19 protein-coding genes are annotated in these 23,233 nt (G+C 52.8%); 10 read left to right on the forward strand and 9 right to left on the reverse strand.

Annotated features, from left to right (window positions below; genetic code table 11):
- Nucleotides 1-86 precede the first annotated feature (86 nt).
- A complete protein-coding gene (locus HJG54_RS18475; RefSeq protein ID WP_316430532.1) occupies nucleotides 87-1,826 on the reverse strand; it encodes a S8 family serine peptidase in 1,740 nt (579 codons plus the stop codon).
- Nucleotides 1,827-1,989: 163 nt separating this feature from the next.
- Between HJG54_RS18475 and rpe the strand changes: the two genes are divergently transcribed.
- Complete coding sequence (gene rpe / locus HJG54_RS18480; protein WP_035997347.1) at nucleotides 1,990-2,697, forward strand: ribulose-phosphate 3-epimerase; 708 nt, start codon at nucleotides 1,990-1,992, stop codon at nucleotides 2,695-2,697.
- Between the two features lie 190 nt (nucleotides 2,698-2,887).
- Here rpe and HJG54_RS18485 read toward each other — a convergent pair whose 3' ends face one another.
- The gene (locus HJG54_RS18485; protein WP_316430534.1) at nucleotides 2,888-3,163 is read right to left on the reverse strand and encodes a helix-turn-helix domain-containing protein; all 276 of its coding nucleotides are present in this window, start codon (nucleotides 3,161-3,163) and stop codon (nucleotides 2,888-2,890) included.
- 339 nt (nucleotides 3,164-3,502) lie between these two features.
- Between HJG54_RS18485 and HJG54_RS18490 the strand changes: the two genes are divergently transcribed.
- Both HJG54_RS18490 and HJG54_RS18495 read left to right on the forward strand, forming a co-directional pair.
- Nucleotides 3,503-3,757 carry a hypothetical protein gene (locus HJG54_RS18490; protein ID WP_316430536.1) on the forward strand — a complete coding sequence of 85 codons (255 nt, stop codon included), beginning with the start codon at nucleotides 3,503-3,505 and terminating at the stop codon, nucleotides 3,755-3,757.
- 163 nt (nucleotides 3,758-3,920) lie between these two features.
- Nucleotides 3,921-4,544 (forward strand): hypothetical protein, encoded by a 624-nt coding sequence (locus HJG54_RS18495; RefSeq protein ID WP_316430538.1) that lies wholly within the window; start codon nucleotides 3,921-3,923, stop codon nucleotides 4,542-4,544.
- A 94-nt stretch (nucleotides 4,545-4,638) separates the two neighbouring features.
- Here HJG54_RS18495 and ppk1 read toward each other — a convergent pair whose 3' ends face one another.
- The 3 genes from ppk1 to HJG54_RS18510 form a co-directional block, all read right to left on the reverse strand.
- A complete protein-coding gene (ppk1, locus tag HJG54_RS18500; protein WP_316430540.1) occupies nucleotides 4,639-6,792 on the reverse strand; it encodes a polyphosphate kinase 1 in 2,154 nt (717 codons plus the stop codon).
- Between the two features lie 193 nt (nucleotides 6,793-6,985).
- Nucleotides 6,986-7,192 (reverse strand): hypothetical protein, encoded by a 207-nt coding sequence (locus tag HJG54_RS18505; RefSeq protein WP_316430542.1) that lies wholly within the window; start codon nucleotides 7,190-7,192, stop codon nucleotides 6,986-6,988.
- Nucleotides 7,193-7,534: 342 nt separating this feature from the next.
- Entirely contained in the window at nucleotides 7,535-8,134 is a 600-nt protein-coding gene (locus tag HJG54_RS18510; RefSeq protein WP_035997358.1) for a superoxide dismutase, read from the reverse strand.
- 449 nt (nucleotides 8,135-8,583) lie between these two features.
- Here HJG54_RS18510 and secD point away from each other — a divergent pair, with 449 nt between their 5' ends.
- From secD to HJG54_RS18525, 3 genes are all read left to right on the forward strand, one after another.
- Nucleotides 8,584-9,990: a protein translocase subunit SecD gene (gene secD, locus HJG54_RS18515; protein ID WP_316430544.1), complete on the forward strand. Its 1,407-nt coding sequence runs from the start codon at nucleotides 8,584-8,586 to the stop codon at nucleotides 9,988-9,990.
- Nucleotides 9,987-10,967, forward strand: coding sequence for a protein translocase subunit SecF (secF, locus tag HJG54_RS18520; protein ID WP_316430545.1), 981 nt, complete (start codon nucleotides 9,987-9,989; stop codon nucleotides 10,965-10,967). The genes secD and secF overlap by 4 nt, the downstream gene beginning before the upstream one ends.
- A 98-nt stretch (nucleotides 10,968-11,065) precedes the next feature.
- Nucleotides 11,066-11,710, forward strand: a complete 645-nt coding sequence (locus HJG54_RS18525; protein ID WP_316430546.1) for a Uma2 family endonuclease — start codon at nucleotides 11,066-11,068, stop codon at nucleotides 11,708-11,710.
- 12 nt (nucleotides 11,711-11,722) lie between these two features.
- Here the strand turns inward: HJG54_RS18525 and HJG54_RS18530 are convergent, their stop codons facing one another.
- Complete coding sequence (locus tag HJG54_RS18530; RefSeq protein WP_316430547.1) at nucleotides 11,723-14,008, reverse strand: hypothetical protein; 2,286 nt, start codon at nucleotides 14,006-14,008, stop codon at nucleotides 11,723-11,725.
- Nucleotides 14,009-14,037: 29 nt separating this feature from the next.
- Complete coding sequence (locus HJG54_RS18535; RefSeq protein WP_316430548.1) at nucleotides 14,038-16,161, reverse strand: hypothetical protein; 2,124 nt, start codon at nucleotides 16,159-16,161, stop codon at nucleotides 14,038-14,040.
- 309 nt (nucleotides 16,162-16,470) lie between these two features.
- On the opposite strand from HJG54_RS18535, the gene aroB reads away from it, so the two are divergent.
- From aroB to HJG54_RS18550, 3 genes are all read left to right on the forward strand, one after another.
- Nucleotides 16,471-17,583, forward strand: a complete 1,113-nt coding sequence (gene aroB / locus HJG54_RS18540) for a 3-dehydroquinate synthase (RefSeq protein ID WP_316430549.1) — start codon at nucleotides 16,471-16,473, stop codon at nucleotides 17,581-17,583.
- A 100-nt stretch (nucleotides 17,584-17,683) separates the two neighbouring features.
- Nucleotides 17,684-18,739, forward strand: a complete 1,056-nt coding sequence (locus HJG54_RS18545) for an AI-2E family transporter (protein ID WP_035997374.1) — start codon at nucleotides 17,684-17,686, stop codon at nucleotides 18,737-18,739.
- Nucleotides 18,740-18,966: 227 nt separating this feature from the next.
- On the forward strand, nucleotides 18,967-19,692 hold the full coding sequence (locus HJG54_RS18550; protein WP_316430550.1) for a GDSL-type esterase/lipase family protein: 726 nt from the start codon (nucleotides 18,967-18,969) through the stop codon (nucleotides 19,690-19,692).
- Here the strand turns inward: HJG54_RS18550 and HJG54_RS18555 are convergent.
- Together HJG54_RS18555 and HJG54_RS18560 are read right to left on the reverse strand one after the other, a co-directional pair.
- A complete protein-coding gene (locus tag HJG54_RS18555) occupies nucleotides 19,689-20,285 on the reverse strand; it encodes a pentapeptide repeat-containing protein (RefSeq protein ID WP_316430552.1) in 597 nt (198 codons plus the stop codon). The two genes, HJG54_RS18550 and HJG54_RS18555, sit on opposite strands and share 4 nt — an antisense overlap.
- A gap of 69 nt (nucleotides 20,286-20,354) precedes the next feature.
- On the reverse strand, nucleotides 20,355-21,788 hold the full coding sequence (locus HJG54_RS18560) for an LCP family protein (RefSeq protein ID WP_316430554.1): 1,434 nt from the start codon (nucleotides 21,786-21,788) through the stop codon (nucleotides 20,355-20,357).
- Nucleotides 21,789-22,167: 379 nt separating this feature from the next.
- Here HJG54_RS18560 and HJG54_RS18565 point away from each other — a divergent pair, with 379 nt between their 5' ends.
- Nucleotides 22,168-23,217 (forward strand): mannose-1-phosphate guanylyltransferase, encoded by a 1,050-nt coding sequence (locus HJG54_RS18565; protein WP_035997376.1) that lies wholly within the window; start codon nucleotides 22,168-22,170, stop codon nucleotides 23,215-23,217.
- The last annotated feature ends 16 nt before the right edge of the window (nucleotides 23,218-23,233 follow it).

The following is a 23,233-nucleotide window of genomic DNA, read 5'->3' on the forward strand; positions in this document are numbered from 1 at the left end:
CACGGTACTTCTTTTACTTCTCCAGGATGACAGTGCTGGCTCCAAAGTTCGCTGCGGTTACGGTTTTAGCAACTGGTTTACCGGATTCAGCGGGCAGGGACTGTCCACCAAGCTAGGGCATAGGGCTGCACGGATTGATTCACCTGTTTACGAAACACCACCCGAATTTTGTAGCGTCCGGTTGTCGGAATCGGATGGAAAATATGCTCGACGCTATCAACCTGGCTCACCGATGACCAGACGCTGTCTGACGTATCAGTCGCCTCGGCCGGCATGAGATAGATATCCAGGTTGTTCAAGCCCTGGTCCTGAAACGATTCTCCTTCATCAAAGGCGTCGTTTTGGTTGCTGTCTTGCAATTCCACCAGGCGGTTCCAGGCTAGGGTAACTGCAACATGGCTCCCCTCCTGCAAGGGTTGCTCCAATTCGTAGTCTCGATAGCTAGGAGCCTCTGCTTCTGAAACATCTACCGTTTGGTAATCCCAGCCAATCGGGGGCACCGGCGCTGTCGGACTCCATTGTCCTGATTTGAACTGCTCAAAGGCACGGTAGGCATTCAGATGCCCCGTACCCATCTCGGCATCCAGCGGTAGTTTGGGGTCGCGGTAGGCATCCGATTCTAGCCAGGTGCGGTTGGCAATGTTGCGTAAGGTGCGGCTCATTCTCAGTAACAGCCCGTCACCGGTGTCTTTGAGTTTATCTGCCGAATTCATCAGCACTACCTTCATCACTTCCTGCTGCCGCGCCATCAGGGTCCACTGGGGGGAAGGGCTGTTAGCGTCCATGCCTTGACGGATCATCCGGTCGCCGTATTCTTGCAGCAGTGCCACCGTAGCCGTGACATGGGGAGAGGCAAAGCTGGTGCCGCCTGTATCGGGAGGAGCGACAGACCCATCGGGCTTGAAGGTGGCGATGGCTCGTCCGGGAGCAACGAGAGTCACCGAGCGTCTGGGTCCCACATTCCGTTCGGTAGCGGGATCGCGGCCAATCACGAAGGTCGGCTCACTGCCCAAACTGAAAAAATCGACTTTATCGAAAACGCCCGTATTCGGAATCAGCGTCATCGAGTTGGCAATCGTCATGCCATTGAAGGTGTCCGTGGGAATCGGAAAGCCGCCCCGGCCCTGGTTGCCGGAAATCACGTAAAGGGCATTGTGTACGCGCGAAGACCAGTCTACGCATTGGGTCAGCAGAGCGTTGCCGTCGAGTACAGGTTTGGGACGCGGATCGCGCCTGAGCGATTCACCAAAGCTGAAGTTAATTGCCCGCACATCGCCACCGTTTTGGTTGGCCACGGTTTGCGTCGCCACACATTCCTGCGGCTGCCCGCCATTTGGATCGTTACCAATCGCCGAGGAGTAGAGCATCGCACCCGGCGCAACACCCCGCAGCCGCTTGTCTTGGCTGACCATGATGCTGGCAACTCGGGCCGCGTGATTGTCCACATAATCATTGGGCTGGGCCGAATTGTTGCGAACAAACAAGCGCTGCACCCGCACCACCGAGTTGGTATTGGCGGCCTTGTCCAACCCTAGCTGAGCCGGACGCCCCACTTCCACCTGCCCGATGGCAATTTTGCGCCCCGTCAAATTGTAGGGAGCTTCGTGCAAGCGATAGGCATCGATGCCCGTTTCTCCCACCGAATTACTTAAGGCCAACACCGGAGCACTCAGAAAACCCAGAACCGCACTCCCCAGCAGCACTAGGTGGGTCCGATGTCGGGGTGCAGCGCAGCGCCAAAGCAGTCGCAGATACAATCGCTGGTTTGAGGTTTGAGAGGAACGGGGGCTGGCTGGGACTGAAGACTGCCGCTGCATTTGGGTCATGGGTAATCCTGGTATCCGAAAAAGCAAGACGATTATGGTAAACTTCTGATGAAATTTGCCAGCCATCCGCACATCCAAATAAGGGGCTGGGGTTGCGCTTTGTTACACTGATTACAAAAGCAGGACGCTTACAAAACAGGACGCAGGAGATCTGAGGAGAGCTATGACCCAAACTTTATCGCCGAAACCAATCGTCGTTGCCCCATCGATTCTATCAGCAGACTTTAGCCGCTTGGGAGAGGAAATTAAGGCCATCGACGAGGCTGGAGCTGACTGGGTGCATGTAGATGTGATGGATGGTCGCTTCGTTCCCAATATTACGATCGGTCCGCTGATTGTGGATGCCATCCGCCCCTACACCCAAAAGCCACTGGACGTGCATCTGATGATCGTCGAGCCAGAGAGATATGTGGCCGATTTTGCCAAAGCCGGAGCCGATCACATTCTGGTGCATGCCGAATCCAGCTCTACGATTCATGTACATCGGGTTTTAGGACAGATCAAAGAATTGGGTAAAAAAGCAGGCGTGGTGCTGAATCCGGGCAGCCCGCTCGATTTGATCGACTATGTGCTGGATCTGTGCGACATCGTCCTGATCATGAGCGTCAACCCTGGTTTTGGCGGCCAGAGCTTCATTCCATCTGCGGTTGGCAAAATTCGTAAACTGCGCCAAATCTGCGACGAGCGCGGCCTCGATCCCTGGATTGAAGTGGATGGCGGCCTAAAAGCGAACAACACCTGGCAAGTGCTGGAAGTGGGCGCTAACGCGATTGTGTCGGGTTCAGGCGTGTTTGGTCAAAAGGATTACGCGACAGCGATCGAAGGTATCCGCACCAGCAAGCGTCCAGCACCGGAGTTGGTTACGGCCTAGTCGCTGGTTCTAGATTTTGAATCATCTGGGGGGTAGAGGAGTCTACCCCTTTTTGCTTGCCTCTACTTCTCCTGCCACCACAGCATCAGCACTCTCGGAAAATTGGATTTCAACCGCCGTCTGCTGCCCAAAATGCAATTGAGCGTGCATCGCAGCGATGCAACAGGAAACACGTTACCGACTTCAATAATTAATCTGTCCTGCCCTCCTGCTTGTCGTTGTCTGGGTCTAGTTTCCCCCTCGCCACATCGCCTAGATAGAGTTGCACAAACGCTTCAGCGGCAGATGGATTGATATCTCTAAGAGCTGTGACGATTTCAACCACCGTTTCGGCATTGGGGTCACGAACTTCATGCACCCAGCGGTAGACACTGCCTCGTTCAACACCTAAAGCAACTGCCAAGCTGTTTTGGCTAATGCCATATTTCTCCAAAATTCGCTTGAGGGCTTGTCCTGCTCTTCCCATGCTCGGCATTGCTGAATAGAGATATGAATCGTGGAGTTGCTGTAACGTGGGTAGCCCCCTAAATCCCCCAATATTGGGGGACTTTGAAAGTCCGATTCCCCTCAGACTTGGGGAGCTAGGGCTTCGACGTAAGCCCTTCGGCTTGAGCTCAGGTCGAAAGCTCAGCCGAACGGGGCAATTCATACGCCAATTCAGCAACACCCTGTTCACGAAGGTGTCGCCAATAATCGTGTCAGAGGTTGATGACCAGGTAAATGTAGACCAGATGGATCACGTTCTGTATGATGTAAATGTGATCCAGTTGGATTACGTTCACTTATTCAGGCTCAGCAAAATCCTATGCAGAACTATTTTTTAGAGGATTCAACCCATACTCCTGCGGTGCGTTTTTCTTTTGACACTACAGTCACCTCGGACCCAACCCGCGAGTCTGTTCGACTATTGGCGATTGGTTCTCGCAGAGGCGTGCTGCATGTGATTCATCGACTGCATCGCCTGAACTTTGCCGAGGCTGAAGCTTGGAGTCCGCTGTTGCCCGGTCCCAATCCTGGGGAAGTGATGAGTATTTTGACGCTGAGCTTTTGGATCGATTGAGCTGAACGCCTTACCTGCACCCACAACCCTCTGGCATCCTCAAACATGCTCTGCCAAACTAGAGACACCACAAACAGAGGCAGGGCATGACTCGCGAGCAGCAATCTGAACCAAAGAGTAAAATCAGAGTACTTCTGTTGAGTAGAATCCGTGGGAAAAGATAATGTCTTACAGAGACTTTACCCTGGAGCAAATTGAGCAAGCCTTTGGTCTAGTGATTCACGGAAATGTGAATTTATTTGGTGAACGGCATCCTGCTTTTGTGCTTAATCCAGCGTTCGTATCCTATTTAGATTACAGTACAAAGCTGGCGCTTTCGATCAATACGGAAAAAGCGCGATCAGAAATGATCATTGCTCCGATTTTGATTGAACTGAAACGTTTAACACAGGACCAAATTAGTCTATTTTCTGGAGTTGAGTTTAATGTTGATCCAACCCAAGGTTTAAATGGATATTGCGATTTTATTATCAGCCGCTCCACTCAACAGTTCTACATCCAAGCTCCTGTTGCCATTCTAGTTGAAGCCAAAAATGAGAATATCAAAGGTGGTTTGGCTCAATGTTTTGCAGCAATGATTGCCGCCAATATATTCAACCAAGCAAAAGGGAACCTGATTGACACAGTCTATGGTGCAGTAACGACAGGCAATCAATGGAAGTTTTTGAAAATTACAAACAATGCTGCTTATATCGATACAGAAGATTACTACATTGATAAGCTAGAAAAAATTGTTGATATTCTACTGAGTATGGTCAACGTACAGCCTCTAGCTTTAAGTGTTTAGTCAAAAGAGTATTTAGTGAAAACGGTAGAATCTCTCAATTGCAAAATTGAGCTAGTGAACGGAGGATCAAGCATGCGGTTGACCTATTCAATCGTCACTGCTCTGCCAGCTCCATAAACACCTTTTGGGCATTGATCTCCGCAGCAAGCGAGCGTGGGCGACGTTGCACATAGCGTCCGGTAGATTTTAGCTCCCAAGCATAGCGGTTATCGGCTAGTAATGTACCCAGAATTTCCTGCAAATCTTTAGCCAGCGAGGGATCGTCAACCGGAGCAATCACCTCGATACGACGGTCAAGGTTGCGCGTCATCCAGTCGGCACTGCCAATGTAGGTTTCGCCTGCGCCTCGATTGTGAAAATAGAAGATGCGAGAATGTTCCAGATAGCGGCCCACAATACTAATCACGTTAATATTTTCACTCACACCAGCGATACCCGGAGATAAACAGCAGGTTCCCTGGACAATTAAGTCAATTTTCACGCCCGCTTGCGAGGCTTCGTAGAGAGTTTTGATCATCTGAGGATCCACCAGGGCGCAAAGTTTGGCAACAATCCGCGCCGGGTATCCCTGCTGGCAGTGCTCGCTTTCCCGATGAATCAACCGAATCAACTGATCGCGTAAGTTCACTGGGGCGACAAGCAGCTTGCGATAGCGCCGTTGACGAGAATAACCAGTCAGATAGTTAAACAGTTCAGACAAATCCGTGCCCAAATCCTCACGGCAGGTCAGTAAGCCCACGTCCGTATACAGGCGAGCCGTGCGGGGGTTGTAATCACCGGTGCTGATATGGGCATAGCGCTGAATTTCGCTGCCTTCCTGCCGCACGACCAGAGCAACTTTAGCGTGGGTTTTGAGGCCCATCAGACCATACACCACATGTACACCTGCTTGTTCCAGTCGTCGTGCCCATTGAATATTCACCGCTTCATCAAAGCGGGCTTTGAGTTCCACTAACACCGTCACCTGTTTGCCGTTCTCAGCCGCCGCAATTAGCGTTTCTAGTAGTGCAGAATCGGTTGAGGTGCGGTAGAGAGTCATCTTGATCGCCAACACCGCCGGATCATGAGCTGCCTGATCAATAAACACCTGCACCGACGCTGCAAACGAATGATAGGGATGATGCAGCAGAATATCACTGCGGCGAATTGCTGCAAAAATATCTTCAAGCGTTTCTCGATTAAACCGCTGATTCGTCTGCCGTAATTGGAGTGGAATTGCCGCCGTCCAAGCCGGATACTTCAGTTCAGGTAGCGGTAGATCGGAAAGGAGTTGCAGATCGCGCAGACAGATTAACCCGTCTGATTCATAAATATCCTGCTCGGTCAATTCCAACTCTCGTATCAGAGTGGAGCGGATCGGGGCTGGCATCGAGGATTGAATTTCTAACCGGATGGCGGTTGCCCCAACCCGTCGCTTGCGCAGTTCCTGCTCCACCGCTTGCAGCAAGTCTTCCGCGTCTTCTTCTAGCGTCAGATCGGCATTGCGGGTGAGACGGAAAAAGTAAAACTCGGTAACCGTCATGCCTGGAAACAAAAAATGCAGATGCTGGGCGATAATTTGCTCGATCGGCACCCCAGCCCAAACCGTTTTCCGGCTCCGATGCACCGGCCACAGCGTGTCTGGCAGTGCGATAAATCGAGGCAACAGGTTGGGTACCTTGACTCGAGCAAACCGTTTGACGCCAGTTGCACTATCCTGCACCACCACTGCTAGATTCAGGCTCAGGTTAGAAATGTAGGGAAACGGATGGCTGGGATCGAGCGCGAGCGGTGTCAGTACCGGAAAAATCTGCTCTTCAAAATAGTGCTGAAGATACTGCTGCTGCTGTGGTTTCAAATCAGCATAGTCAAGCAGATAAATACCTTTGGCTGCGAGTTGGGGACGCAGGGCTTGCTCAAAGTGACGGTGATGCTGAGCCACCATTGGCCGCAATCGCTCTGCAATCGCAAGCAACTGTTCTGCTGGCGTGCGATTGTCTGGTGTAGGTTTGCTGATTCCTGCCTCTAGGCGCTGTTTCAGCGTCGCCACCCGCACCATAAAGAATTCATCCAAATTAGAACAAAAGATAGCCAGAAATCTGAGGCGCTCTAGTAACGGGTTGCGGGGATCAAACGCCTCGTGCAACACCCGATTGTTAAATTCCAGCCAGCTCAGTTCTCGGTTGAAGTAATACCGTGAGTCGTTAAGGTCCGGGCGGGGAGGCACTTTAGTGGCCTTTGGTTTAGTGGCCTTTTTAGATCTGGGCATATCCAGACAAGCAACAGGAGAACGAAACCTACCTTCTTAGTTTCGCAGTAAAGCCGTGCAATTGCGGGGGAGATAGGAGACAGGAGGCAGGAGGCAGAATTATTAAAATTAGGGAGGCTACGCCCACACGAACTACCCTGACCGAAATAATGGCTCATCCCTGAATTGAACGGCTCCTGCTGTCCCCTCTCCCCTAAAACACCTCATCTTCACGCCCAACCCACCACTCACCTAAATTCATCAAATCCTGGTGAATATCCCTCAGTTCGGCCTCGTATTCTTCAGGGGTGAGGTTGGTGCGTCGTTCTTGCAGTTTTTTTAGGCGCAGCTGGGTCAACAACCAGGGCTTAGAGATGCCGTCTGTGGCTTCGATGTACTGGGCGAGTTCTTCACTGTCCATAGGTTCGGTAATGCTTCGATAGGGCTTTGATAGGCTGCAATGCCTTTAGTTACCTTAATCTATTCTGTTTCACTGCGCCCAAATCCTGAGCCTGGAATCAGGTTAAACCGATCTTTAGGAATAGAAGATACAGCCTTTTTCGGGCTAGTGAAGTACGAAAAACGGGGTGCAGGGGCACTGCCCCTGTGGGGAGGCGAAGTCCGCACACCCCCATACCTCACATGAGTGAAAAATGCTGTAGGAATAGAAGATAGAAATAGAAGAATCGAAAGAAAAGCAGCCACGATTGCTCATGACTGCCCCGATCCTGTCGTCAGTTGCAAGGATTAGCCAAGGCCAACACTAGGCTGCGGCCAGATTTTGATTGGCGAAGTTCCAGTTCACCAAACTATCTAGGTAATTCTGGATAAAGTCTGGGCGCTTGTTTTGGAAGTCAAGGTAGTAAGCGTGCTCCCATACATCCAGCGTCAGCAGCGGCACCTGGCCGTGCACTAGCGGGTTCTCGGCATTCGGGGTTTTGGTGACTTTGAGAGTGCCGTTTTCCAGCACAAGCCAAGCCCAACCGCTGCCAAATTGCGTGGCTGCCGCATTTTTGAACTCCTCTTTGAACTTGTCATAGCCGCCCAAGTCGCTATCAATTTTGGCTGCAATCGCCCCAGAAGGAGCACCGCCGCCGCTTGGCGACAGGCTATTCCAGAAGAAAGTATGGTTCCAGGCTTGAGCTGCGTTATTAAAAATCCCAGTTTTGCCATCCTTGAAGCTGCTAGTAATCACTTCGGTAAGGGGCTTATCAGCAAGCTCAGTTCCATCCACCAATTTGTTGAGATTATCCACATAGGCTTTGTGATGCTTGCCATAGTGGAACTCAAAGGTTTTAGCCGACATCCCATGCGACTCTAGAGCACCAAAATCATAAGGTAAAGGATCTTGTGTGAATGCCATGTGTTCTGTCCTCTCCAATAGATGGATACATCAATAGATGGATACGTCCAATCGTGCACCTGCAATCCAGGGGTAAACCCAACCCCTCAGAATCTAAACGGATTGCTCAAGGCAAGACTATCGATAGAATTTTATATCAAAAATTGACTTGGTAAGCGTTAGGCAGCCAACAACGGCAAAACTTGGGAATTTGCGATTTGAGCTATCCGGTTCAATCATTCAACTCAATCATTCAGCCCAACGGGTGCAGCGAGCCTGCTGTCAGTGAGCCAGTGGCACTACAAAATCTGGCAATCTCACCGACGGTGCAATCTGCCCAATCAGGCAATGGCCTGGGCCTCAAACGATTGTCCAACTCAAAACCCAGAACTTAGATCTCAAAACTTCTAACCTTCCCCCCTCCGTCCCAAAATCCAGCTATCATAGCGGTTGTTGTGGCGGCTACATTTATGGGCAGACAACGTTCTCTTTTAGCTTTAATTTTGATTCTGGCGATTGCCGCTGTAGTGGTGTTGACCCAAGTACCGCTGCGGCTTGGTCTCGATTTGCGGGGTGGTTCCCAACTGACGCTTCAAGTGAAAACCACCGAGGCCGTTCCTCAAATTACACCAGAAAAACTGGAAGCCGTTCAGCAGGTGGTGGAAAACCGGATCAACCCCAATGGCGTGCAGGAAATTGTGGTGCAGGCAGTTGGTGAAGACCAATTGCTGGTACAGCTTCCGGGGGTAAGCGATCCGAGTGAAGCGGAACGGATCTTGCAAGATGTGGCCAAGCTCGATTTTCGGCAGCAGCGGGCAGGTAGCGAAGCCCAGTTCGGGATTGAATTGCAGGTACGCGAGCAGAAGCGGTTAGAGCTAGAAGCCCTGAAGCAGGCCAACGATGCTGAAGCTATCGCCAAAAAGCAGGAAGAACTCAACGGCAGCGAGCAGGCAATCGCCGCCCTGTTCGACAAAACGGAATTGACGGGCGAGAAACTGAGAAATGCCTACGCCCAACCGCTGCAAGGTACGAGCTGGGAAGTGGTGCTCGTCTTTAACGACCAGGGAGCCAATGAATTTGCTGAATTAACCAAGGCCGTAGCCGGAACCGGACGCAGTTTAGGAATTTTTCTGGATGATCGCCTCCTTAGTGCCCCTCGCGTAGATGCCCGATATGCCGAAGCGGGAATCACGGGCGGCACGGCTAGCATTACCGGTGGCTTTGATGCCCAAGGCGCAGCCCGGTTAGCTCAACAGTTGCAGGGCGGTGCCTTGCCAGTGCCGGTCGAAGTGGTGGAAAACCGGACGGTCGGAGCCACCCTCGGTCAGGACAGTATTCAACGCAGTATCTATGCTGGCCTTTTTGGTTTAGCGCTGGTGCTGATCTTTATGGTGGTTTATTACCGTCTGCCGGGACTAATCGCCGATATTGCGCTGTTGCTGTACGCTCTGTTCACCTTGGCGATTTTTGACATTGTGCCCGTGACGCTGACCCTGCCGGGCATTGCCGGATTTATCCTCAGTATCGGCATGGCGGTAGACGCGAATGTGCTGATCTTTGAGCGGACGCGCGAAGAGCTACAGGCAGGCAACACGCTCTACAAATCCGTCACCGCTGGGTTCTACCGCGCCTTTTCCAGCATTCTCGACAGTAACGTCACGACGCTGATTGCCTGCGCTGCCCTCTGGTTCCTGGGAGCGGGGTTGGTCAAAGGTTTTGCCCTCACACTGGCAATTGGCATTGTCGTGAGTATGTTCACGGCCCTTACCTGTAGCCGTACCCTGCTGCTGTTCAGCCTCACGTTCCCCGGCTTGCGCAAACCCCAGCTGTTTTGCCCCAATCCTCCCGCAACGAAACTACAGGCAGAGAAATCATGAAATTGCAGGTTATTCGCCAACGTACCCTTTGGTGGGCCATCTCTTCGCTGATCATCCTCAGCGGTATCGTGGCAATGGCGCTTTTGTGGAATCAGGAGAATGTGCGAGCGCCGCTCCGCCCCGGCCTTGACTTTGTGGGCGGTACCCGGCTGCAACTAGAGCTGGACTGCACTAAACCGGGCAACTGTGACCAGCCGATCGACCCCGCTGCGGTTCGGTCTGTTCTAACCGATCAGGGTCTAGGCAGTAGCAGTATCCAGGTGCTGGGCGACGAGAAGCATGCCCTCTCGATCCGGACTTCGACCCTGAATGTGGAGCAGCGCAGCAATTTGGTGGCGGCTCTAAGCGAGAAAATTGGCACCTTTGATCCCAATAGCACCCAGATCGATACGGTCGGTCCCACAATTGGGCGGCAGCTTTTCACATCGGGGATGCTGGCCCTGCTGGTATCGTTTGCGGGCATCATGATCTACCTCAGCCTGCGGTTTCAGTTAGATTACGCTGTGTTTGCGATTATTGCTCTATTGCATGATGTGCTGGTGACTGCCGGAATCTTCGCGATCTTGGGTCTGGTTCTGGGAGTCGAAGTAGACAGTCTGTTCATTGTGGCGCTGTTAACAATTGTGGGCTTCTCGGTCAACGATACCGTGGTGATCTACGACCGGATTCGCGAAACGATTCAAATTGACGGCAATCGCTCAATCAACGAGATCGTGGATGACGCGGTGAACCAAACCCTAGGCCGCTCGATCAACACCACTTTCACCACCCTGCTGCCGCTAATTGCCATCTTCTTTTTAGGCGGCGAAACCCTCAAGTACTTTGCCCTTGCTTTGATTATCGGGTTTGTGGCCGGAGCCTATTCCAGTATTTTTATTGCCAGCACTCTGTTGGCTTGGTGGCGGGTTCGCACAGGACGAGAAATTCCAGGCACCTCTCCAAGCAAATCACTGGACATAGCATCCGAAGAAGGATAGCAGAACGGCATCACCGATCAGAGGGCCAGGAATGAAGTATGGGGTACAGCCGCAAGGTATGATGATGGTCTCTTCGCTCCTGCAGTCTCTGCGTCTCTATGGCTAGAAAACCGCTTCCAACCGAACAGCGTATTGTTCTATCTGACGTTAGCTGGCAGCAGTTTGAAAAATTGCTGGTGGAGCTAGGCCCAGAACGCCAGGCGCGGCTGACCTATCTACGCGGCAAGCTGGAGATGATGACGCCAATTGATGTGCATGAGCGCTGCAGCAAACTGATCGATTCGTTGATTCTGGTGCTAGTTGATGAGATGGCCGTTCCGCTTACCTCTCTGATGCCGGTCACGCTCAAACAGGTTGAAATTGGCTGCGCCACTGAACCGGATGCCTGCTATTACCTGGAAGAACGCCCGCGTCGAACCGAGCTGGATTTGACCCAGGACCTGCCGCCCGATCTACTGGTAGAAGTCGCCCTCACCCGCAGCCAGATCGAAAAGTTGCCCATCTATGCCAGTATGGGCATCCCAGAAGTTTGGCGCTACGTCACCACCGCCGGAGATGACATGCTGAAGGGCAAACTCTCGATCTACCAGCTCCAGGATGACGATTATGTAGAACAAAGTCGCAGTATGGCGTTCCCATTTCTCCCCGCTGCCCGGATTCTAGAATTTATGGAACAAAGCGACTCAATGAGTCTGGCCGCCGCCTTGCGGTTATTACGAGCCTGGGTGCAGGAACGACAGTAAACTCAGCACAATCTACTCAGACCTCGCGCTTTCCAGCAAGATAGATGCCAATGGTTGGCGCAGAGTTTGCTCACTGTCGGCTAGAAGGGTGGCTAGATACTGCTGAAGATAGTCCCATTGGTGCCGGTTAGGTTCGTAGGTCCGGTCGGCAGATTTGTGGAAGAGGGGGGCTAAACGGATAGCCTGATAGTCTGGATTAGCAGCTGAGGCAGGTGTGAGGAGAGCAGCATCTGCCTCAGCAGGGATGAGGCCGAGCGGTAAGTGGCCGTCCAACAGGGCCAGGATGCGGAAACGACAGGCTTGGGTATCAATGCCGCGCTCATCCAGAATCTGCATGATAGCCTCGATTCGCATTGCTTGCTGAGGTAAGGACCGCAATAGCTCTAGCAGTAAAAAGTAGTCGCTATAGCGATGCCGCGCTAAGTCGAGCACTTGAGGATGCAGCGGCAGGGTCGCCAATCCATAGGCAACGCGGCTACAGCTAGGAATGCAGTTGTCTACTCCCGTGCGGGGATAGCTGTCTTGGATAATCGTGGCGTTAGGCAGCTTTTGGCGCAACCAGCGGGCGATAGCGGTGAGCGAAGCCGTGCCTCCGGTACAAATCACCTGATTGATGGCGGCAGCGGTGGTGTTGGTTTGGGTGAGCAGGCTGTTCAGTTCCCGGTTTAACCGTTGGATGTAGGGCAAGAGAATTTGGCTGGTGAAGTCTTGCCGCTCTACAGTGAGCCGCTGGGTGCCATACTTGAGCGTGAAGCGGGTCTGGTGTTGCAGGGTCACTTTCAGGGAGCGGGCGGCGGCCAAAAGCTGGTGGCCCTCAGGAAAACTGGTCAAGTGCTGCTGTAGCTGATGCCGTTTGGCTAGATCCAGGTCAGCGGCAGGCAAGGCTAGGTCGGCGAGTTGGAGGTGGCTGAAGTCAAACGGTTCTAGAGCAAAGTCGTAGCTGGTTCCACCTCCGCTCGGTTCAGGTTGGTGCTGAGCTTGCTGCAGGGCCGGATAGAGTAGCTGGAGGAGAATATCTTGATCGAGACTCTGTCCGGCATGGGGCAGACTGCGCACATAAAAGTCGGTGTGGCTCAGGTTCTGCAACTGTTGGGGCAAATTCACCAACACCAATTCGGTGAGGCTAGCTCCAGCAGTCAAAATCAGGGACATGCCGTTCCAGTTGGCGTTATGGAGATGGCCCTGCGTCGAGGTTGGCTGCTTGTTCTGTCCGTGAGACAGTTGAGCCAGCCGTAGGGAACGGCCATCAGTAGCCGGTAGCGCCGATAGCAGGGTAGCAATGGCCTCTTCCACAAAGATGATTTGCTCGGGTTGAGACACCAGATCGGCTTGAAGAATGGCTTCCCGCAGATTGAAACTATAGGTGTCGGACCAGTTGCTGGGGTAGCCCACAATGATGCCCGCTAAGTTTCGCAAAACCGTCTGAAATTCTGGTGTTTCTAGACCCAGCGCCCCGCTGACTAAAGCTGGCATGAACGCAGCTCGCTCTGGGTTCAGAGTGGCGAGGAGCTGCTGAAGCGCTTCTTGCAACGTCCGGAGAGCAACAGTCTGCTGCTCAGTCCACTGCAAAACGGGTTCCCACTGCGAGGTTTGGGGCGAGTAATGGGGCACTGCAACGCGTAGGTAAGGCTTCCACTCACTCAGGCTCAGTCTGGATGCTGGCGCGGCTGCCTCTAACCGAATCGTAGGCAGCGGCGAGGCCGAGGCGTCACTGGTACTCAAGCTGACGGCAGTGGGCAAGCGGAATTTCTTCTTAACGGCGAAACTACTTTCTGAGTCGATGGGCTGCCAGTAGAGGGGATAAAGTTGACACTCTGACCGGTTGAGCAGCACCGCTGAAATTCCCGTCGTGCCAATATCAATGCCCAGAAACCAATCAGAACGTCCTGATAGAGCACTGACAGTTGGAGGCTCGGCCAAAAGCTGATCGAGTTGCTCCAAGACACCTGGGTCAATGGTCAGTTCAGCCGCAGAGTCGGGACGAATCTCTGGCCCCCGCTCTAGGCTAGCTGCGGCTAGTGGTTCGATTGAGCTGACAGGCAGAGTTTCAGGCGGAGTTTCAACCAAAGTTTCGCTCAGGGTTGCGCTTGTGGTTTCGTTGGGAATTTCAACTGAAGGTTCAATTGGGGTTTCAGCAGAGGTCTCGACTGAAGCCACATCTATGGTTGGCTGCGGTGGTAGTGGCGGAGCACTCAGGCCCTCGGTGAGATCCTGAATCAGTTCAGCTAGTGTGCCTGCTTCTGGGGCCGGGGCAGTCCAGCTTGTGTCGGGCGTCCATTCACCATTGGGTGTGGGCAAGTGACCAATCGGCGCCAGCCGTATCGGCGTCAGGTCTTTTTTTTTTCAGATGAGTCAGTATCTTCTGGCGGAACAGGTGGGCGAGTGGCCTGCATGTCGCCAAAACGGAACGTCGCATCCCCTACCGATGAAGTTGGCTCAGCAGCAGCCGTATTGGGTAAATCTTCGAATAGCTCTTCTAACCCTTCAATCGTCAGCGAGGTTGACTCGGCTGGCGGCTGCGGCGTTTCTACAGGTGGGATATTGGCAAACAAATCCCCATCTTGGCTGGGTTCAGTCGATTGAGTCGTAGATTGAACCAGATCTTCCCCCAAGTGCTCTAGCGTATCCACACCCAAGTTAACGTTGAGTGTTTCCGTGGCCGCTTCTGTGATCGGCAACATTGCTTCCTGAGTTGGCTGCTGCGGTTCTGAGGAGGCTGGACTGCTGGAAGCAGAGGTTTCACTGGCCGGGTCAGGCACCAGTTCGGTGAGGCTAACAATCGTCTCTACCGGTTCCGACACGGCATCCTGAGCTGACGCAGAGGAGAAGTTAGCAAACAGGTCTGCCGATTTTTCTGGTAGGCCAGAGGCTGCCGTTGGGTTAGTCAACAAAAAGGTCTCCAGCGACTGACTGACCGGACTCGTCGGAGCTTCGGGTTGGGTTGGCTGAATCTCAGCCTGGACCGCCGGATCGGCTAACCCGCCAAACCACTCTCGCTCTAACGTTAGTGCGTTGATGCTGGTTTCTCCTGCAGTGGGGGCAGGCTTGGCCTCTGGCTCTTCAAACAGGTTGTTGTAGAAATCGTCGTTGTAGAGCGAGTCGGGTGTGGTAATCAGCTCAGGTTCGTGGGAAAGTTCGACTTCGCTGGCAGATGGCTGCACCGGCGCATCGTCAAGCAGACCAGCCTGCATCTCGGCACTCAACTGGTTCAGCAGGTCCAGAGCCGAATCTAGATCGGATGTAACAGATGGATTGGCCCCACTGTCTACAGGAGCTGGGTTTGCAGCATCTGACGTGGATAAGGGCTGGTCACCAGCAAACAGGTCAAACGGCTCGGTGGCTTCGGTTTCACTGGGCACAGCGCTCAAATCAAGCTGGTTCAGCTCCAAATCCAAGCCGTCTAAGCTGCTAGATTCAACCATCTCATCGGTTTGATCCAGCTCGGCCACATCTAGCACTTCTTCAGACAAATTAAACGGAACAGCAGGGGCAAAGGATGGGGAAGCCTGAGGCGGTTCAGAAACTTGGCTCAAGAAATCAGCTACTGTGAAGCTGGCATCGCTAGATTGGTCTTGCCCCGGCAAAGCGGTCTGCGAGGATGGCCAGTCAGGGGTGGAGGACTGCAAAAAGGACGAGGCTTCTCGGCCAAGCTGCTGAGCAAGGCGATTCACCAGAAAGGCAAACATGGCTTCTCCCTGCTGACCCAGGTTGTGCATTCGGTTCAAGCCCTGCTCTAGCGATTCCTGATAGGTTTGAACATTACGGTTGAGCGACTCAAAAATGACCTGCAAGGTGGAATCTAGCTTGAGCATCAGCTGATCGGATTGAGCCTGCATCTGCTGCATTTGGGCCAACCGCTCTGCTGGACTCAAGCCAGCCGTCGAGGAGTTGGCGTCCGTTTGGGCCGGAAGCTGGGCCGGAGATTGGGCTGACAGGCCAGCCACCATTTGCGTCACCTGACCCGATAAGTTAGCCTGCATTTGCGCCATCGCCGACTGGAGAAACTCCATCAGCACTTGTTGATTCTGAGCCTGGGCTTGCTGAGATAGACCGTATTGATAGCGCTGGGCTTCGAGCTGACGGATCTCCTGAGTTAGCATCTCGCGCTGTCGCTGCAGTGAGTCAACCTCAGTCCGCAGGGGTTGCAGCATGTTGACCCGCCAATAGTTCATCTCTTGCAGCACTGCTTGGAGCACCTGCTGGGCCGACTCAGAAGGAGACTGCGTCCCGGACGCCATTCCTGGAGCCATCGCCGCTTCGGATAGCATAGAGGGTGGTTCGGCATCAAGCTGCTGCTGAAGCGAAACTAAATACTGACGAGTTTGCTCCAAAATCTGCCGCTGCTGCATCGCATCACTCGACATCACCCACGGCAGGCGGGGGCTGGTTTTGCTCAATGCCTCGTCGATACCGTTCAGGAGTGCTTGAATTTGCGCTTTTTGAGAAGTCACCGTTGGATCCCTGACTAGAATGTGGCGGGTAGACAGCATGGCCCAAACCAATGCTGCTTATTGCTAGATACTAAGGTTACCTGCTCCAATCCGAGAAGGAACGCAATTTTGTCAAGATTGTCAAGTCTGTCAAGATTGATTGCACCCAAATTACACCCGAATTGAATTGGCCTCGGCATTATTATGACCAGCTTTTGCCATCTGCGGCACAAAACCTAAAAATTGATCAAAAGCCAGAAGGGACATAAGGTAGAGCGCGCAAGATAAAATCAGCCAATAGCCATCAAGAGTCAGCTAAACAATCAGCCCATGAAATCCAAGATTACGGTTGCATTACCCGAACAGTCCTACGATATTCTGATCGCCTCAGGCGGACTGGCCCAATTAGGCCATTGGATGCAGCCGCTCAACCTGGGCCAGAAAGTATTGTTGATCTCCAACCCGATGATTTTCCGTCGCTATGGAGAGCAAGCCCTGACCGCGCTAACATCAGCCGGATTCGAGGTCGCCCACTGTCTGTTGCCAGCCGGAGAGCGCTACAAAACCCTGGCCTCGGTACAAAAAATCTACGACGCGGCCATCGCCCATCGCCTGGAGCGGTCGTCAACTATCGTGGCCTTGGGAGGTGGCGTGATTGGAGATATGGCTGGTTTCGCGGCTGCTACTTGGCTGCGAGGGATTCGCTTTGTGCAGGTTCCTACGTCCCTTTTAGCAATGGTGGATGCGGCGATTGGAGGCAAAACTGGCGTTAACCATCCTCAGGGTAAAAACCTGATCGGTGCCTTTCACCAGCCCAAGTTGGTCTTGATCGATCCGCAGGCATTGGCAACGCTGCCGCCGCGTGAGTTCCGAGCTGGCATGGCCGAGGTGATTAAATACGGCGTGATTATAGATGCGGAACTGTTCAGTCAACTCGAAGCTGCCAAGCGGCTTGATCAGCAGCGTTATATTCCAGAACCTCTGCTGCAAGAGATTCTCACCCGTTCCTGTCAGGCAAAAGCCGATGTGGTGGGCAACGACGAAAAAGAAGCGGGACGGCGGGCAATCCTGAACTATGGGCACACAATTGGACATGCAATTGAAAGTTTGACCGGCTATCGCGTAGTGAATCACGGTGAGGCGGTTGCGATCGGTATGGTGGCGGCTGGGCAAATTGCAGTGGAACTGGGCTTGTGGGAGCAAGATGCTGCCAATCGTCAAAAGCAGCTGATTCAAACAGCCGGATTGCCAACCAAATTACCTGCCACTAACCCCGCAATTGACATCGACGAAATCGTGGCCGCTCTGCAGACTGATAAAAAGGTGACGGCTGGCAAAGTGCGGTTTATCCTGCCTACCCGCATCGGCGATGTGACCATCCGGGATGATGTCGAGAACGACTTGATTCGCAGTGTTTTGCAGACGATGCAGGCGCGTGAGTGATGGTTGACAAAACTGCAACCGCTGACGGCTGAAGTACTGTTTCAGGCTCTAGGATTGAGGCAGGGGATGGGTGTCATGTTCACTTTCTTAGCTTTTGCGGATGCAGCTTTCTGAACTGATTCGACGCTATCTGCTGTACGGACTCAGCGGACCAATTATTGTCTTAAACCTGTGGGTACTGAGTCAGGTTTTTCAGTACTTTGAAGGTTTAATTACCTTCCTGATTCTCAGCATCATCCTGGCGCTAATTTTGGATTACTTGGTACGGCTGTTCGAGCGCTTTCGCCTCAACCGGACCCAGGCTGTCCTGCTGGTTCTGTTCTTGTTTCTGGTGACGCTGGTCATCTTGGGATTTACCCTGCTCCCGATTGTGATTGGGCAGGCCACCCAGCTTTTGCAAGGGCTGCCAGCTCTACTCGAAGCCGGAAACCGCAACATCAACTGGCTGCAAAGCTTTATCAACCAACACAAACTGCCGTTCGACCTCGACCAGATCACGAATCAGGTCAACAATCAGGTTCAGGCTGGCATTGCCGAGCTGCCCGAATTGGCCATTAATACGGTCGGTCAGATCTTCGCGACGATTCTGCTGATCGTACTGGCGTTTTATATGCTGCTCTATGGCGAACGCTGTTGGAAAGGCTTAACCAATCTGCTGCCGAGCAAACTGGGCAATGCCCTCAGCACCTCTCTGAAACAGCAGTTTCACCAGTTTTTTTTGAGCCAACTATTGCTGGCGCTGGTGATGGTGCTGTTTCTGATTCCGACGTTTTTGATTTTGCAGATCAAGTTTGCGCTGCTATTTGTGCTGATCATTGGCCTGCTGGAAGTGGTACCGCTGTTTGGAGCCACGGTTGGCATCGGCTTGGTGACGCTGCTGGTGTTTGGCCTACAGGGATTTCTGCCTGCTGTGCAGGTGGTGGTTGCTAGCGTAGTTTTTCAGCAAATTACCGACAACATTATTGCGCCTCGCTTGCGGGGAGATTTTACCGGCCTCAATCCGATTTGGATTATCATTGCGCTGCTGATTGGCGGACGGGTAGCTGGCTTTATCGGTGTAGTTTTAGCCATGCCGATCGCGGCCACCATCAAAAGCACGATCGAAACAATGCGAATGTCTGAAGATTACCCCAGGGTTTCCAACAGCGACGCTTAACCTGACTTGACCAGAATTTTATTTAGCGGTCGGGTAGTTGACACAATTTTCATCAGCTCAATGTTAAGCTGGCGGCGTCTAGCATGAACCTGAGCTGAAGCCAAGCGCATTTCCTGGGCACTTATACTAAGAATTGCTAAGTTGACGCCAGGAATGGTAAAGTCCCATACAAAGCGCAATTAAATCAAACTTAACTTTACTCGTCATTTTGTTCTGATTGCTGTAGCATGCAAACTCTTGCCCATACCTCCGATCAGCGAACGCAAGCTCAGTCTTCTCATTCCCTATCTACCCTGCCTTCCCAGCCCACATCGTTACGAATTGTGGCACTAGGAGATAGCCTGATTTACGGATTTGGCGATCCAGAGGGTGGCGGTTGGGTCGAGCGACTGCGGCGGCAGTGGATGACCCCTGAAAGTCCTGGTCACGCCCTGTATAGCCTGGGGGTGCGGGGAGACCGGATGCGGCAGGTAGCACGGCGGCTAGAGAGCGAGTTTCGCCATCGCGGCGAATTGCGACACCGGGTGCCCGATATGATTATTCTCTCAGTTGGGCTGAACGATTCAGCGCGTCTGGGTCGTTTGGATGGCAAGAATTTCACCGACTTTGCCGACTTTGAGATCGATGTGGCTGACCTGCTGGATCAGGCGCAACAGCTCTGTCCGGTAGTGTTTGTGGGTATGACGCCGGTAAATGAGCGCAAAATGCCCTTCTCAAAGTGTCTGTACTATAACCACGCCGACCAGTATCGCTACAAACAAGCAACTCGGCTGGCCTGCGAAGCTCGACAAATTCCTTATCTTGATATTTTCGATTGCTGGCTATCGCGGGGTGAAGCCTGGTGGATGAGTCGTCTCACTCAAGATGGCCTGCATCCCAACAGTGCGGGCTACCAATCCATTTTGCAGGAATTTCTGGATTGGGACGCCGTTAAACCCTGGATTGAGAGCTAGCGGCAGCCTAAACTATCGCGCGTGGTCACGCCCGTGACCGGATTGACACCATCAGCTCGTTCGCAAAGTTGAATCAGCTCGTAGCGGTCAATGATGGCATCGGTAAAATCGGCTCCTGTGATTGTCACATCCTGAAAGCTGGTGCGGGCCAGAGTAGCCCCTTCTAGAATCGCGTTTGTCATATCTGAGCCAACCAGAAACACCCGATCCACCAAAGCGCCAGTCAAGTTGGCATTGCGCAAATTGGCGTTGAGCATGACGCCCTTGGTCAGCATGGCATTGCTCAGATCGGCCCCTTCTAAATTGATGTTGCGCATCTCAGCCGCCACAAAGTTTTTGCCATGCAGATCGGCGTGAGAGAAGTCCTGGTTGTTTAGGTTAGCGTTGTTGTAGTTGACCGTATCGGGCTGGGCTGCCACCGGCAGAGCCAACATCAGCACCCAGAAACCGGCCAGCACCAGGACAAGAATTCCATACAGGATGCCCTTCCACCAGCGCTGCAATCGGGAATGCAACGCCCCCCTGCCAACCTCTGGCTGAGCTGCTGGCCTATTACCTGACCTATCGCCTTGTAGGGACGGAATCTGATTCACGGTTTCGCCTCCTGTCCATCATGCTCGATAACCTCAGCCCAACTCGCTCAAGCTAGTAACTATCTCAAGCTAGTAACTATTCTGAATCCGCGGCTGCTGCGTCCAGTCATTGCCGACACGAATTGTTAGATCAGACTGCAAATCTCCAGTGGAGGCGGGCACAATTTCACCCACACCCAACACTGCCTCCATGAGTTCAGCGCTATGCAAGTCGCCCCGTTGGGCAATGATCTGGGTCTGGCTTTGGGCCTCAGGCCAATCTTCGATCACATAGACATTTCCATAGCCTTGAGCTTCTAAATAAGCAGCCATCTGGGTGCCAATCTGGGGATTGCTAGAGGCATTCTGTACCGCAATCTGCAATTCCTTGCGGTCATGCTGCTGCGTCACAGCGGCAATCGAGCTGACGTCAAAATGCTCTTGCATCACCTGATCTTTGGCGACCGGATCCAGAATCCAGTAGCTGGCCACCGATTCGTCGGGAGTGCTAAAGCGACCGGGCAACATCACCATCTGGAAGTTGTCTCGCTCCAGATCTAGGCCAAAGTTCGCCAAGGCCAGCATCTCTTCCATCGACAAATTGGTGTCGATGTACTTTTGAAACAGCTCAATTGCGGCAGGCAGCTTCGTGAGCATGGCCGGACTGCTCAATTTTTCCCGCAGTGCCCGAATTACCTGCTGCTGGCGCTGCACTCGCCCAATATCGCCATCGGCATCGTTGCGGTAGCGAGCAAATTGTTCTGCCTGTTCGCCGCTTAGGGTTTGGTGGCCGGGCTGAAGATCGATTTTGAGCTTCTGGGTGTTGTCGGTGTATTCCATGCGTTCGGGCACATAGACCTCAATGCCGCCCATCAAGTCCACCAACTCCCGAAAGGCACCAGTGCTGACGCGGACATAGCGATCAATCGTGACGCCATTCAACGTGCTGCTAACAACCTTGGCTGCTAGTTCCGGCCCTCCTGCCGCATTAGCGTAGTTGATTTTTTCGATTCCTAGCTCTGGAATATCAACTCTGGTATCGCGGGGAATCGACAGAACACTGACTGTCTGGGTAGCCGGGTCCAGATGCACCAACAGCATTGTGTCACTGCGGCCCGCAAACATATCGTTAGGGTCACTGCCCTCAGGCAGGTTCAGCGGTAAATCAACTCCCATCACCAAAATATTCACCGGACGGGTAATTTGATAGCGAAAGCCTTGACGCCACAGATCGTTTAGCGAAAACGGCTCACGGGCGCCAGTAGGCGCTATGGCTGTCGGCAGTGGCATCATCAACACCAGAGCAGCCCCTACCACGGCAGAAACCGTCGCGCTTAAGCCTAAGACAAACCCTCGAAACAGCCATTTGCCCATGCCAGGGCGAGCAATAGCAGGATTTACAGAAGCAGGACTTACAGAACGGTCAGGCTCTAATGCAGGCGGGGATGTCATCCCATTGGTTACCTCATTCGGAGGTTCCTGGGTCGGACGCTGCAATTGAGAGTCATATCCCTTCTGTTTCACGCTTTCACCTCTTGATGGCTTATGTAACCCGCATCCAGCTATAGGTCGATGGCCTTGGCAAAACGCCGCCGCAATAGAATACCTAGGGGAGCTATCGAATGGAATCGCTTAGCTGCATGACTTCTTAAGTAGAAGAATTTCGCTAAATGTTTAGTTTTGTTTAATTGCCCCCGAATTATAACCTGAACCGTGGATAGACTGTCTTCCCTCCTCTGGTTCAACTTGAACGAGTGAGCAGAGAGATTTTGCTTCCGTGAAAATCGGGGGGAATTGACCTATTGCTGATGAAATTGCGATAAAGCGAGTATTTCAGCGGATCTGAGACGCGCGCAAGACTTGTTAGGATAAGGCGAAATTGTAGAACAATCACCCAAATGTCATGATCCCCGTAATTTTAGCTGGTGGTAAAGGAGAGCGGTTTTGGCCTCTAAGTCGGAAACATCGTCCCAAACAGTTTCTCAGCTTAGATGGCAGCGGTAGGAGTTTGCTGCAAGCAACAGCAGACCGTTTATTGAACCTGGCTGGTGGCTGGTCAGGATTGTGGGTGATTACAGCGGCCCATCTCGAAGAAGGGGTGAGGCAGCAGCTCCCGAATCTGCCGCTGGAAAACCTGCTGGTAGAAATGGAAGGACGGGATACTGCCCCCGCCGTTGCCTGGGCCACGCTGGAAATTGCCCAGCGCTATGGAGAAGACGCCATTATCGGCTTTTTCCCTGCTGACCATTGGATCGGGGAGCAAGATGTCTTTGAGCAAACCCTGAAGGCCGCTGAAGAGCTGGCCCAGCAAAATGCTGCTATTGCCACGCTTGGCATTAAACCCACCTATGCCTCTACCGGCTATGGCTATATCGAACAGGGGGAAGCCATCGGTACATTTAACCAACTGCCGGGTTATAAGGTGAGCCGCTTTACCGAAAAGCCCGATCTCGCGACAGCAGAACAATTTTTGGCGACGGGTCGGTTTAGCTGGAATGGCGGCATGTTTGTGTTTCCAGCGGGCATCGTGCTCAAGGAGCTGCAAATTCACGCGCCAGAGATTCTGCAACCTTTGCAGCAGCAGGGACCCTCGGCCTATCTGAATCTGCCCAAACTCAGCATCGACTATGCGCTGATGGAAAAAACCGACCGAGCCTATGTGCTGCCGGTTAGCTTTAGCTGGGATGACTTGGGGGATTGGAACGCCATCGAACGTCTGCTCAAGGATGAGAACCCCAATGTGGAGCTGGCCAAACATGTCGGACTCGATACCCAGGGCACGCTGCTCTACGCCACCGATGATGATGACCTGATCGTCACGATTGGCTTAGACGATACGGTGATTGTGCGGGATGGCAAGGTGACGCTAATCGTCAAAAAAGACCGGACACAGGACATTAAGAAGATATTGAAGCAGCTCCAGGAAAACCCCCAATGGGCAAACTTGCTTTAAGCAGGATTGGCTACCC

The organism is Leptolyngbya sp. NK1-12 (assembly GCF_032598965.1).
Classification (GTDB): Bacteria; Cyanobacteriota; Cyanobacteriia; order Elainellales; family Elainellaceae; genus Elainella.

What these genes read in the sequence shown, in the direction of transcription:
- HJG54_RS18475 (WP_316430532.1), bottom strand. Translation starts at nt 1,826, where the DNA reads ATGACCCAAATGCAGCGGCAGTCTTCAGTCCCAGCCAGCCCCCGTTCC.
- rpe (WP_035997347.1), top strand. Translation starts at nt 1,990, where the DNA reads ATGACCCAAACTTTATCGCCGAAACCAATCGTCGTTGCCCCATCGATT.
- HJG54_RS18485 (WP_316430534.1), bottom strand. Translation starts at nt 3,163, where the DNA reads ATGGGAAGAGCAGGACAAGCCCTCAAGCGAATTTTGGAGAAATATGGC.
- HJG54_RS18490 (WP_316430536.1), top strand. Translation starts at nt 3,503, where the DNA reads ATGCAGAACTATTTTTTAGAGGATTCAACCCATACTCCTGCGGTGCGT.
- HJG54_RS18495 (WP_316430538.1), top strand. Translation starts at nt 3,921, where the DNA reads ATGTCTTACAGAGACTTTACCCTGGAGCAAATTGAGCAAGCCTTTGGT.
- ppk1 (WP_316430540.1), bottom strand. Translation starts at nt 6,792, where the DNA reads ATGCCCAGATCTAAAAAGGCCACTAAACCAAAGGCCACTAAAGTGCCT.
- HJG54_RS18505 (WP_316430542.1), bottom strand. Translation starts at nt 7,192, where the DNA reads ATGGACAGTGAAGAACTCGCCCAGTACATCGAAGCCACAGACGGCATC.
- HJG54_RS18510 (WP_035997358.1), bottom strand. Translation starts at nt 8,134, where the DNA reads ATGGCATTCACACAAGATCCTTTACCTTATGATTTTGGTGCTCTAGAG.
- secD (WP_316430544.1), top strand. Translation starts at nt 8,584, where the DNA reads ATGGGCAGACAACGTTCTCTTTTAGCTTTAATTTTGATTCTGGCGATT.
- secF (WP_316430545.1), top strand. Translation starts at nt 9,987, where the DNA reads ATGAAATTGCAGGTTATTCGCCAACGTACCCTTTGGTGGGCCATCTCT.
- HJG54_RS18525 (WP_316430546.1), top strand. Translation starts at nt 11,066, where the DNA reads ATGGCTAGAAAACCGCTTCCAACCGAACAGCGTATTGTTCTATCTGAC.
- aroB (WP_316430549.1), top strand. Translation starts at nt 16,471, where the DNA reads ATGAAATCCAAGATTACGGTTGCATTACCCGAACAGTCCTACGATATT.
- HJG54_RS18545 (WP_035997374.1), top strand. Translation starts at nt 17,684, where the DNA reads ATGCAGCTTTCTGAACTGATTCGACGCTATCTGCTGTACGGACTCAGC.
- HJG54_RS18550 (WP_316430550.1), top strand. Translation starts at nt 18,967, where the DNA reads ATGCAAACTCTTGCCCATACCTCCGATCAGCGAACGCAAGCTCAGTCT.
- HJG54_RS18565 (WP_035997376.1), top strand. Translation starts at nt 22,168, where the DNA reads ATGATCCCCGTAATTTTAGCTGGTGGTAAAGGAGAGCGGTTTTGGCCT.